This window comes from Brevibacillus sp. HB1.4B, from assembly GCF_013284285.1.
Taxonomy (GTDB): domain Bacteria; phylum Bacillota; class Bacilli; order Brevibacillales; family Brevibacillaceae; genus Brevibacillus; species Brevibacillus porteri.
Window position 1 is genome coordinate 167,802 of record NZ_JABSUT010000013.1, and the last position, 11,313, is coordinate 179,114.

Genomic DNA, 11,313 nt, shown 5'->3' on the forward strand with positions numbered 1-11,313 from the left:
CGTATCGTTTCCCTTACGTTGTTTCCTGTTCACACCCTTACTATACAATACCCCCTCAGGGTATATCAAGCACTTTTTTCAATTTTTTTCTAAATGGGCTTTACGTGCTGAAAACACAGGGAAAAATGATGGGGTTGGTCCTCTATCCTTGGTGCCGGACGAAGCCCTGCCACATGTTTTCCAGTCGCCTTTTTCCTCACTGCGTTCGGGCGGTCTCCTTCCAAACATATGGCAGTACTTCTTAACAGCGAAGATTTTGGCCGCGCTTTTAAACCATAATGCGAGTTTGTACGGAGGAGTTACAACCAAGATAATTTTTTGAATTGGAGAGAGTCTTCTAAGTAACCCTCTTAAGACAGCTTTCAAGATGTTAACCACAGCTGCGCAGGAAGAAGCGCATTTCCAGTCCTAGCGCCTCTGGAGCCCGACCCAGCTTCGGAATAAATGGCGGGGGTTTTCAGCTTCAACCTCTGCGAATACATCATCGAAACTCTACTTTTGAAGCGCTCCCGACATTTATTCCGAAGAGGACAGTCCAACCCCTTGTGGGGCGTAGGCCGAAGCGTAGACGGAAATGCGCTTCTTCCCCCACTACAGCCGCTAAAAAACAAAAAAAGCCCCCGGATTAACCGGGAGCAATTGTTCGATCTTCGCTCTCTCTTATTTACCTTGATTCGCTTCTTTCTGATAAGCTACCGCGATTTTCGCAGCTACTTCAGCATTGTGTTTCACCAGCGCGATGTTCGTTGCCAAGCTCTTGCCTTCTGTCAGCTTTTTCACTTTATCGAGCATGAATGGCGTTACCTGTTTACCTGCAATGTTGTTTTCTTTTGCTTCTGCGAGTGCTTTTTGGATCACTGCCTCGATTTCCTGGTGATTCAGTGCATCAGATTCTGGTACTGGGTTCGCGATAATCATACCGCCTTTGAGTCCCAGATCCCATTTGGTGTTCATCATCTTACCAACTTCTTCCGGTGTATCGATGCGCATGTCTACGCCAAATCCGCTTTCGCGAGCGAAGAAGGATGGGAATTCATCTGTGCGGTAGCCCACAACTGGTACACCTTGCGTTTCCAAATATTCGAGTGTGCGACCGATATCGAGGATCGATTTCGCCCCTGCGCATACTACAGCTACATCTGTTTGCGCCAGCTCAGTCAGGTCAGCAGATACGTCCCAAGTGATTTCACCTTCACGGTGTACCCCGCCGATACCGCCAGTTGCAAACATGTGGATGCCAGCCATCTCAGCTGCGATCATGGTAGCGGCTACTGTAGTCGCACCGATTTTACCACTAGCCAAAATGTAAGCGAAGTCGCGGCGGCTTACTTTTGCTACATTTTTGTTCGTCGCAAACTCCTCCAGCTCGCTGTCAGTCAAACCGATTTTGATTTTGCCGTCCATGATCCCGATCGTAGCTGGAACGGCACCGTTGTCGCGAATGATTTGCTCTACTTCTTTTGCCATTTCAATGTTTTGCGGATATGGCATACCGTGCGAAATAATCGTCGTCTCCAGCGCAACTACCGGCAGGTTGTTCTCCAGTGCGTGGCGTACTTCCTCAGTAAAGGTCAAATATTGTTTCATCTCTTATCGCTCCTTTTCGAATTGTTCTACGGCCAGTTCCAATTGTTCTGCTTTTAATAGAGGAGATACGGACTGCTCTGTTTGCAATGTCAGAGCGGATGCTGCCAATCCAAGGCGGCACGCTCTCTGGAAAGACTCTCCGTTTACAATGCCATACAAGAGTCCCGACGCGAACGCATCTCCCGCACCTGTTACATCTACCACTTCCGTTGGGTATGGAGACATATGCTCCTCCACGTCCTCGGATTGATAGTAAATTCCTTCTTCGCCCAAGGTCACGATGACGTGCTTGACGCCTCGTTCCCTGATCTTGCGGCAAGCCTCGGCGCATTCTTCGATCGTCGTGATCTTCATGCCAGCCATCAGCTCGGCTTCTTCGCGATTTGGCAAAATCGCTTCTACTCCGTCCAATTGCTGTGGGAGCTTCTTAGCTTTAATGGAAGAGACCGGGTCAACGAAGAGCAGGATGTTTTCCTCCCGGCAACGTTCGATGATGTAGGCCAAGCAGTCCGCCGGAATGTTTGTATCGATGAAAACCACATGGGCTGCTGCAATGTGCGACCACTTCTCCGCGAACATCTCTGGTGTAAGAGCATCGTAAATATCCATGTTTGCCAAGGAAACAACCATCTCGCCATCAATATCGAGAAGAGCGGTATACGTTCCTGTCCGCTGTGTAGGCAGTCTCCACACTTGGCTGATGTGTACCCCGTGCTTTTTCGTCTCCTGCAAGAGCCATTCGCCTTCCTTGTCCTCACCAATGCTGGTGATGAGTGACGTATTGCAGCCAAGACGACCGAGGTTCTCCGCGATATTCCGTGCCACCCCTCCACACGATTCCATAATCGTTACTGGATTGGATGACTGTAGACGCACCTGTTGCTTGCCGCGTGCTTTGCGGTCCAGGTTGGCCCCACCGATACAAGCAATCATTCCTTCATCACGAAGTACATAAGCCCGTCCTTTGATTTCCCCGCGTTTGGTCAACTGTGCAATGTAGCCAGCTACCGCTGAACGTGAGATGCCAATCAGATCAGCCAGCTCCTGTTGCGTGATAAAAGGATTTTGCCGGATATGATGAAGGATCTGCATGTCTTTTTCCACGGTCATCCTCCTTTCTTCTGTTTCGCTTTCACAGCTTGTTTACAAACAAAAGTTTATCACGAAGACAACTGTTTGTACAGGCGTGTTTTTCATTTTATTTTTTATCTCAATTTGACAAATGTAAATACGAGAGGTAGGATTATCTTAAATTAAAGATATCGAAGTTTCGATGAATAGGAGGGTCCATATGTCTGACAAACCACTGCGAAATGATCCCCTCGATCTTTTTGTAGTTTTATCGAGGTCATACAACTGGGTTACCGCTCACTCCAATCGTCACATTCGCGAGCATGGACTTAATCCAACCGAATTCGGGGTTCTAGAGGTATTATTTCATAAAGGTCCTCAACCATTGCAGCAAATTGGCGAAAAAATATTAATCTCTAGCGGAAACATCACCTACGTTGTAGATAAGCTAGAAAAGAAACAACTGCTCATTCGCAAACCCTGTTCGGCAGACCGCCGCGTCATTTATGCGGAGCTCACGGAAAAAGGGCACCAATTTTTGTCCGAAATCTTCCCTCCTCATCAACTCGCCATTGAGAAAGCGATGGAAGGTCTCACACCAGAAGAACAGCGTCAAGCAATCGAACTGCTAAAAAAGTTGGGACGCACTGCTCAGGCTACATATTAGATGAGCAGTCCCCTCGCTCCACCACAATCGTTTCAAAAAAGTGTTGACAAAAGATCTTAAACGTAATAATCTTAAAATCAAGATTTACACATTAAAAGTTAGTGACTTACTAAATGGAAGGGGAATAAAATTTTCATGAGTAAAGTACTTTTTATTAAAGCAAACGATCGCCCAGTTGAGCAGGCTACAAGTGTAAAGTTGTACGAAGCTTTCACCAAAACATACAGAGAAACACATCCAAATGATGAAATCGCAGAATTGGATCTGTTCGCAGCTAACCTCCCTTACTATGGCAATGACTTGCTCACTGCTATGTGGAAAGCAGGAAACGGTATCGAACTGACTGCTGAAGAGCAAAAAGGTGCTGACCTGGTAAACAAATACCTGAACCAATTTGCTGATGCTGACAAAGTAGTAATCGCATTCCCTATGTGGAACTTCGCGGTTCCAGCAGTTCTGCACACGTATGTAGACTACCTCTCCCAAGCAGGCAAAACATTCAAATACACTGCTGAAGGTCCAGTTGGTCTGATGGGCGACAAAAAAGTAGCTCTGTTGAGCGCACGCGGTGGCGTTTATTCCGAAGGCCCTATGGCTGAAATCGAAATGGCTAACAAATACATGCGCACTGTTCTGGGCTTCTGGGGCATCAGCAATGTAACGGAAGTGATCGTAGAAGGTCACAACCAATTCCAAGACAAAGCAGCTGAGATCGTTGCAGCTGGTGTAGAAAAAGCAGCAAAACTGGCGGAATCCTTCTAAGGCCCGCCAGCCTTTTTGGACAAATATCTTAAACTAAAGATATACTAATTTAAAATAATTAAGGAGAGATGAAAAGTGTTGGATACTGGATTGTTATTGATTCGTTTGGTCATCGGTTTGACGTTTGCAGGTCATGGTGCGCAGAAGCTGTTTGGCTGGTTTGGCGGTTATGGTTTGAAAGGAACAGGCGGCTGGCTGGAGTCTATTGGAGTGAAACCTGGCGTAGCGATGGCCTTTGTCGCTGGATTTTCTGAACTCATTGGCGGTCTGATGTTTGCGGCAGGCGTAGGTATCTGGGCAAGTTCTATTTTGCTTGCTTTCACAATGCTGGTTGCCATTCTGAAGGTACACGGTCAAAATGGATATTGGGTCACACAAAACGGATTCGAATACAACCTGACGTTAATCGCAGTTGTGATTGGTGTGGCGTTGATCGGTCCAGGCGCATACGTTTTGTTTTAATGGTGACTCCTCACAACCCGTAAGCCAGCAATCGTACTAAGGGAGGAACATCAGATGGAAATCCGCGTCTACACACAGAACGAGCAAGCAAAAGGACATTTTGGCGACGGTGAAATCGTAGAAAATAAACCAATTGGCTTCCCTCATGAAGGCTCCGTTGTCAAACGGGTAGGACCACTTTTTTACTGGGCATGGGCAAAATCACTGAAGACATTTGAAATTCCGCTGCACCCTCACTCCGGCTTTGAAATTTTGTCGTATGTCCTCACAGGGACAGTCGGACATCGGGACACGCTCGGAAATCTTCAAGAGGTGTCGACAGGCGGCGCGCAGATCATGCAAACCGGGTCTGGCGCGTACCATGCAGAAGAACTTGGCAAGGATACGGAAATGTTTCAAATCTGGTTTGAACCGCATCTCGCACAAACGACGAAGCAACCTCCGACTTACCATCAGTATGATCATGAGGAGTTTCCGTCTGAGGATGTTGATGGTGTGAAAGTGAAACACATCATCGGATCGTCTGCGCCCATTCAGTTGGTCACAGATTCCTTGATGAGCGACATCACGATTCCCGCTGGAAAATCGTATGCAAAAGAACTCCCGGCTGGTTATGCTCACGCAGTCGTCATAGTGGAAGGAAACGGGAGCGTTGCAGAGAAAGCAACTGTCAGCGAGAACCAAACCGTTGCAACCAAAGGTGACTTTGTCGTTCTCTCCTCCGAGGAAGGCAACACAGCCATCTACCAAGCAGTAACGGATGCTCCGCTCCGCCTGGTGTTGATTCAAGTACCAACTGAGGTTGATTATCCACTCTATCGTAAATAATCCATTCTTCCAAACGTCCTTATTTTATTATCAAGCCCGACCGTCACATTTTTGTGACGGTCTTTTTCGTATAAAAAGTGGTATGCACTACTCCGGCTAGTTAAAAAATATTGACAAATGATCTGATACGTAATAACCTTTAAAACAAATATTTTATTAATAAAAGTTAGTAACTAACAAAACAATATAGGAGATGAGTATTTTTATGAGTACCGTACTTTTTATTAAGGCGAATAATCGCCCGGTTGAGCAAGCTATAAGTTTGCAGTTGTACGAAGCTTTTGCGAAAACGTACAAAGAAACTCATCCGAATGACGAAATCGCTGAGTTGGATCTGTTTGCTGAAAATCTTCCCTACTATGGAAATGAATTGATCACAGCTATGGGAAAAGCAGGCAAAGGTATCGAAATGACTGCTGAAGAGCAAAAAGATGCTGACTTCGTGAACAAATACTTGAACCAGTTTGAAAAAGCAGACAAAGTGGTTATGGCATTTCCGTTGTGGAACCTCACAATTCCTGCTGTTCTGCAAACTTACTTTGCTTACCTCACGCAAGCAGGCAGAGCGTTCAAGTACACTTCGGAAGGCTCAGTTGGTCTGATGGGTGACAAAAAAGTGGCTCTGCTGAGCGCACGCGGTGGCGTTTATTCCAAAGGCCCTTTGGCTGACATGGAAATGGCAAACAAATATGTTCGGACCCTTTTGAACTACTGGGGTATTAGCGATATAACGGAAGTGATCGTAGAAGGCCATCACCAATTCTCAGACAAAGCAACTGAGCTTGTTGCAGCTGGAGTAGAAAAAGCAGCAAAACTGGCGGAATCCTTCTAAGGACCGTCGCGTCATTGATACAAAGCTGATAGACAAAAATAGAGAGGATGAAATTTTCATGAGTAACGTACTTTTTATCAAAGCAAATGATCGTCCTGTTGAGCACGCTATAAGTGTTCAGCTTTACGAAGCTTTTATGAAAACCTATAGACAAACGCATCCAAATGACACAATTACTGAGTTAGATCTGTTCGCGGAAAACCTTCCTTACTATGGAAATAACTTGATCACTGTTATGTTGAATGAAGGCAAAGGTATCGAAATGACTGCTGAAGAGCAAAAAGATGTCGACTTCATTAGCAAGTACTTGAACCAGTTTATAGAAGCAGACAAAATTGTTATCGCTTTCCCATTGTGGAACCTCACAATTCCTGCTGTTCTGCAAACTTACATTGCTTACCTTTCCCAACCAGGTAAAATGTTCAAGTACACTCCAGAAGGATCAGTTGGTCTAATGGGTGACAAAAAAGTGGCTCTCTTGAGCGCACGCGGTGGCGTTTATTCCGAAGGCCCTTTGGCTGACATGGAAATGGCAAACAAATACGTTCGCGCCATGTTAGGCATGTGGGGTGTCAGCAATATAACGGAAGTAATCGTAGAAGGCCACCACCAATTCCCGGACAAAGCAGCTGAGCTCGCTGCAGCTGGTGTAGAAAAAGCAGCGAAACTCGCGGAAACCTTCTAAGGCCCGCCACCCTTGGATACTGGTCATCCTCGACCGTCACATTTTTGTGACGGTCTTTTTCGTATAAACTCCGCCTCCTCATGGGACATTAACGAGGAAATCGTTAACAATTTTTGGTGCTGATCAGAAAGGACGTTGAACGTGGAAGATATCGTGATGACCAGAGCCATATTCGGGACGACTATGGCCTTTCACATTATTTTTGCGACCTTGGGCGTTGGTCTCCCGCTCATGATCTTGCTGGTAGAGCTCCTCTTTTGGCGGACGCGTGACCGCGATTACGAGATGATGGCCAAACGCTGGACAAAAGCCCAGGCGATCTTGCTAGGTGTCGCGATCCCGTCCGGAACGATTGCTGGGGTCCAGCTTTCCCTGTTATGGCCTGGGTTCATGGAGATTGTCGGCAGGGTGATCTCGCTGCCGTTTCAGATCGAAATATTCGCTTTCTTCGTGGAAGCCTTATTTATGTCCATCTACGTCTACGCGGCTCACCGCCTATCCCGTAACATGCGTTTGTTGAGTTTGTTCATGGTTTTGCTTGGTGCAACGGCCTCCGCAATCCTGATTACGAATGTCCACGCCTTTGAAGGCACGCCAACTGGGTTCCGGATGGTCGATGGGCAGATCGTCGACGTGGACCCGTGGAAAGCTTTTTTCAATCCCAGCTTTATCGTAACGGCAGGTCATGTAACTGTCTCTGCTTATATGACGGGGGCATTCATCGTCGCTGGTGTAGCAGCGTGGAAAATGCTGCGCGCCCAAAAAGGCAGTCGGGTTTACTTGTATCATCAAAAAGCACTCTTGGCCGGCTTGATTGTGGGTGGCACCTTTTCCCTTTTAACCGCCTTGAACGGTCATGAATCCGCACAGCTTTTGCATAAATACCAGCCGGAAAAGCTGGCGGCTGCGGAAGGACTGTTTGAAACACAAGCATACGCCCCACTCGCGATTGGTGGCTTTACCGATCCCGAGACAAAAGAAGTCAAATACGCCATCGAGATTCCATGGGCGCTCAGCTTCCTTGCAGCCAATCGCTTTGACGAGGTCGTGGTCGGTCTGGACGATTTTCCACAGGAGCTGTGGCCTCCACTTTACGTCCATACGCTGTTTAACGGGATGGTCATCATCGGCAGCCTGTTGATCTTTGTTGGTTTCATCGGCTTCGCTTGGAAGAAGCTCCTGAAACGATCTCAGTTTCCGCGGTGGGTTCTCTGGGTATTTGTCGCGAGTGGACCGCTCGCCTTGTTAGGCATCGAATTCGGCTGGATTTTTGCCTGCACAGGACGCCAGCCGTGGGTGGTTTATCGTGTAATGAAAACAGTAGATGCCGCTACCCAAGCAGCAGGCATCTCTACCCTGTTCTGGATTTTCCTCTCGGTGTACGTATTTTTTGCGATCGTCACCCTGCTCGTATTCCGTAGCTATTTTGGCCGCCACCCCTTGGAGCTCGATCCGCCAGAACAGCCGAAAGTGGACGGAGGAACGGCATGACCGACACGATTATTGCCATTACGCTGCTCTGGATTTTCGTCGTCATCTATTCCGTCGCGGCCTCCTTCGACTTCGGTGCAGGATTTTGGTCGATGATCTATTTGAATCGGGAAAAAACCAAAGCCACCCAAATCGCCAATCGCTACCTCTCGCCCTCCTGGGAGGTCGTGAATGTTTTTATCGTGTTAATAGTTGTCGCGCTCGTCACCTTTTTCCCTGGCGCGACCTACACATTGGGGAGCCTGCTGCTGGTTCCCGGTTGCCTCGTGGTGTTATTGATGCTGATTCGCAGTACGTTTATGGTGTTTTCGCATCTGATTTACAAGTATGACAAGATGCTCAGCATCGTCTCTGGCGTTACCGGGATATTGGTGCCGGCTCTATTAATCAGCGTACTTCCTGTGACACAAGGCGGGTTGTCTCGAACGATCAATGGTGTGGAGTATCTCGATTGGGGACTGTTTTTAACCAGCGCGCACGTCTATTCTTTCATTGGTCTTGCTGTCAGCAGTACGCTCTTCCTCTCATCGCTGCTTCTCGCGGACTACTCCTTTGTCGCAGGTGAAAAGCAAGCCTTCACCGTCTACCGCCGGGATGCGGTGTTTCTGGGGCCCATTACGTTGCTTGCAGCATTGGTTACCGTGCTCACGATGCAACTGGAGGCAAAATGGCTGTATGACCGCATGCTCGACTATTTACCGTGGCTTATTGCATCGGCGGTCTGTTTTTTCATTAGTTATATCACTCTCTTGCTGCCCCAAGACCGTCGATACTTCGGCATCCATCTTCCGCGGATTGCGGTCATTGTCGCCACAACGCAATACCTGCTCGCCAGCTATGCGTACGGTGCAGCGCGACTCCCCTACATCGTCTATCCCCAAGTGACGATTGAGTCCAGCTTTACACATCCGGATACGTTCCACGCTCTGTTCATTTGTTATATGGTCGGCTTTGCGATTCTCGTACCCGGTTTTATTTATTTCTGGCGTCTGTTCATGAAGGACGAGCAGTATGTACGGCAAAAATAGCAATTTCGCTATACGCAAAAGTAAAGAGGCTTCGCCCTGATACGGCGGAGCCTCTTTTTTGTTCGACCAGATGCACAATCAGAAGATTTTCTCTTCCTCCAGCATCATTTTTTGCTCAAATGGCGCCGTTAGCACGATCAACGTATAGGAGAAGCCGAAATCTCCGGTGCGTTCCGAGAAGGCAACCAATTCCTCCGTCGACCTTGTTACCACTTTCAGCATGTAGTTGTACTCCCCACTGATCCGGTACATGTCCGTCACTTCCGGCGATTGCTTGCAGAAATCGATGAACGCCGCACATTGCTTGGTGCGGAACATGACAAAAGCAGTCGTGTGCTTGCCCAGCTTTTCCTGAGAGATCGACGCGTGGTAGCCCATAATGATTCCCTGCTCCTCCAGACGGCGGACCCGCTCCTTCACAGCAGGCTGCGTCATCCCGATGATTCTCCCCAGCTCCGCGAATGGTATCCGCGAATTTTCGTGCAACAAGCTAATGATTTTGTAATCGACTTGGTCCACGCAGATCACCCTTTCAAATCCATAAGTGTCTCCTGCCAAATAACTTGTATATAGAAAGCCATTTATCGTAAACACCTTGGTTCATGTATGTAAATTATAGAAATCGTTTCGTAAAATGTCACTACATCCATTTTGTTAGCTCAAGGAGTGAACCACCTTGTCCAAAAAATATTTAATCCTATTGCTGGCCTTGGGAGAATTCATGATTGGCACGGCTGAGTCAATCGTGACTGGAATCATCGGCATGATCGCAGATGGCACCCATGTCCCCCTCTCCCTCGCTGGTCAGTTAGTGACCGCCTTTTCCCTGGCCTTTGCCTTTGGTGCTCCGGTCTTGATTGCGCTCACCGCGGGAGTAGAACGCAAAAAACTCATCCTTTGGACGCTGTTTTCTTTCATAGTGGCAAACCTGCTCGCATCCATAAGCCCAAGCTTCTCCCTATTGATGGTATCCCGCATTCTGCTGGGGCTTTGCGGAGGCATCTACACCGTGGTAGCTCTCGCGCAAGCGGCTAACATGGCCTCCCCAGAGAAAAAAGGCAGCTCCATCGCGATCATCCTCATGGGCTTCAGCCTCTCGCTCGTGCTTGGGGTTCCACTTGGCACCATGCTGGGAGACATCTGGGGATGGCGCCCTGTTTTCGCGCTCATTGCCGTCCTGACATTCATTCCCTTCTTCGCCATCTTGGCCTATTTACCAAAGCAGCAAGGAGAAAAGGCCGTCCCGCTACGCAAACAGTTGGCAGCACTCCGCAACAAACGGGTGATCCATGCGCTATTTATCTCTTTGTTTTTTGTCACAGGGTATTCCACTGTCTATACCTACATTACTCCGCTTCTACAGAGCACCTCCGCCATGACGACTGCTTGGGTAAGCACCACGCTTTTCTTGGCAGGACTCGCTAGTGTGGCTGGCTCGCGGATCGGAGGCGTCTCCACCGACAAATGGGGGATTCGCCCCACGCTGTATGTCAGCTTGCTTCTCCATGCTGCCATCTTGCTCATTCTGCCGCTGTCTTCGCAACTGTTCACGTGGGCAATCATCACTGTTATGTTCTGGGTAGCTGCCGTGCAAACCACCGTTCCCGCCCAGCAGTATTATTTGATCACGCTGTCCCCTCACTCTTCGCAGGTGGCCCTTAGTATGAACACCTCGGTTTTTCAGCTAGGGCTGGCGCTGGGTGCAGGACTTGGTGGAGTGATCGTAGACCATGCAGGTATTGTCCACATCAGCTGGGTCGGCGGCCTACTCGTTCTCGTCGGCTTTGGCTTTGCGTGGGCTTCGTTTGCTCAGGAAAAAAGGCAGGAAAGCTTACAAGCGTAAAAACGTAAAGATCCTTCATCCATTGCTATGGAGACAAGAAAAACCCGCCAAGGCTTT

Annotated in this window: 12 protein-coding genes; 9 read left to right on the forward strand and 3 right to left on the reverse strand. The window is 48.2% G+C overall.

The features are described 5' to 3' along the window. Positions 1 to 660: 660 nt before the first annotated feature. Positions 661 to 1,587: a pseudouridine-5'-phosphate glycosidase gene (locus HP398_RS26685; RefSeq protein WP_017247167.1), complete on the reverse strand. Its 927-nt coding sequence runs from the start codon at positions 1,585 to 1,587 to the stop codon at positions 661 to 663. A 3-nt stretch (positions 1,588 to 1,590) separates the two neighbouring features. Beyond that, complete coding sequence (locus tag HP398_RS26690; RefSeq protein WP_017247166.1) at positions 1,591 to 2,691, reverse strand: carbohydrate kinase; 1,101 nt, start codon at positions 2,689 to 2,691, stop codon at positions 1,591 to 1,593. 187 nt (positions 2,692 to 2,878) lie between these two features. Here HP398_RS26690 and HP398_RS26695 point away from each other — a divergent pair, with 187 nt between their 5' ends. The 8 genes from HP398_RS26695 to HP398_RS26730 all read left to right on the forward strand — a co-directional run bounded on the left by HP398_RS26695 (position 2,879) and on the right by HP398_RS26730 (position 9,413). Then, entirely contained in the window at positions 2,879 to 3,325 is a 447-nt protein-coding gene (locus tag HP398_RS26695; protein ID WP_017247165.1) for a MarR family winged helix-turn-helix transcriptional regulator, read from the forward strand. A 135-nt stretch (positions 3,326 to 3,460) separates the two neighbouring features. After that, a complete protein-coding gene (locus HP398_RS26700) occupies positions 3,461 to 4,087 on the forward strand; it encodes an FMN-dependent NADH-azoreductase (RefSeq protein WP_017247164.1) in 627 nt (208 codons plus the stop codon). Positions 4,088 to 4,162: 75 nt separating this feature from the next. Then, a complete protein-coding gene (locus HP398_RS26705; RefSeq protein ID WP_017247163.1) occupies positions 4,163 to 4,549 on the forward strand; it encodes a DoxX family protein in 387 nt (128 codons plus the stop codon). Between the two features lie 54 nt (positions 4,550 to 4,603). Continuing rightward, entirely contained in the window at positions 4,604 to 5,377 is a 774-nt protein-coding gene (locus tag HP398_RS26710; protein ID WP_017247162.1) for a pirin family protein, read from the forward strand. A 205-nt stretch (positions 5,378 to 5,582) separates the two neighbouring features. Continuing rightward, the gene (locus HP398_RS26715; protein ID WP_173624138.1) at positions 5,583 to 6,209 is read left to right on the forward strand and encodes an FMN-dependent NADH-azoreductase; all 627 of its coding nucleotides are present in this window, start codon (positions 5,583 to 5,585) and stop codon (positions 6,207 to 6,209) included. 58 nt (positions 6,210 to 6,267) lie between these two features. Next, the gene (locus HP398_RS26720) at positions 6,268 to 6,894 is read left to right on the forward strand and encodes an FMN-dependent NADH-azoreductase (RefSeq protein WP_173624139.1); all 627 of its coding nucleotides are present in this window, start codon (positions 6,268 to 6,270) and stop codon (positions 6,892 to 6,894) included. Positions 6,895 to 7,050: 156 nt separating this feature from the next. Then, positions 7,051 to 8,385 (forward strand): cytochrome ubiquinol oxidase subunit I, encoded by a 1,335-nt coding sequence (locus HP398_RS26725; protein ID WP_020477513.1) that lies wholly within the window; start codon positions 7,051 to 7,053, stop codon positions 8,383 to 8,385. Next, positions 8,382 to 9,413: a cytochrome d ubiquinol oxidase subunit II gene (locus HP398_RS26730; protein WP_173624140.1), complete on the forward strand. Its 1,032-nt coding sequence runs from the start codon at positions 8,382 to 8,384 to the stop codon at positions 9,411 to 9,413. The genes HP398_RS26725 and HP398_RS26730 overlap by 4 nt, the downstream gene beginning before the upstream one ends. 78 nt (positions 9,414 to 9,491) lie before the next feature. Here the strand turns inward: HP398_RS26730 and HP398_RS26735 are convergent, their stop codons facing one another. Further along, complete coding sequence (locus HP398_RS26735; RefSeq protein WP_026042942.1) at positions 9,492 to 9,932, reverse strand: Lrp/AsnC family transcriptional regulator; 441 nt, start codon at positions 9,930 to 9,932, stop codon at positions 9,492 to 9,494. Between the two features lie 157 nt (positions 9,933 to 10,089). Here HP398_RS26735 and HP398_RS26740 point away from each other — a divergent pair, with 157 nt between their 5' ends. Beyond that, positions 10,090 to 11,256 carry an MFS transporter gene (locus HP398_RS26740; protein ID WP_173624141.1) on the forward strand — a complete coding sequence of 389 codons (1,167 nt, stop codon included), beginning with the start codon at positions 10,090 to 10,092 and terminating at the stop codon, positions 11,254 to 11,256. The last annotated feature ends 57 nt before the right edge of the window (positions 11,257 to 11,313 follow it).

Bases quoted from the DNA above. Each gene is read 5' to 3' on its own strand.
- HP398_RS26685 (WP_017247167.1), bottom strand. From the start codon at position 1,587: ATGAAACAATATTTGACCTTTACTGAGGAAGTACGCCACGCACTGGAG.
- HP398_RS26695 (WP_017247165.1), top strand. From the start codon at position 2,879: ATGTCTGACAAACCACTGCGAAATGATCCCCTCGATCTTTTTGTAGTT.
- HP398_RS26700 (WP_017247164.1), top strand. From the start codon at position 3,461: ATGAGTAAAGTACTTTTTATTAAAGCAAACGATCGCCCAGTTGAGCAG.
- HP398_RS26710 (WP_017247162.1), top strand. From the start codon at position 4,604: ATGGAAATCCGCGTCTACACACAGAACGAGCAAGCAAAAGGACATTTT.
- HP398_RS26715 (WP_173624138.1), top strand. From the start codon at position 5,583: ATGAGTACCGTACTTTTTATTAAGGCGAATAATCGCCCGGTTGAGCAA.
- HP398_RS26720 (WP_173624139.1), top strand. From the start codon at position 6,268: ATGAGTAACGTACTTTTTATCAAAGCAAATGATCGTCCTGTTGAGCAC.
- HP398_RS26725 (WP_020477513.1), top strand. From the start codon at position 7,051: ATGACCAGAGCCATATTCGGGACGACTATGGCCTTTCACATTATTTTT.
- HP398_RS26730 (WP_173624140.1), top strand. From the start codon at position 8,382: ATGACCGACACGATTATTGCCATTACGCTGCTCTGGATTTTCGTCGTC.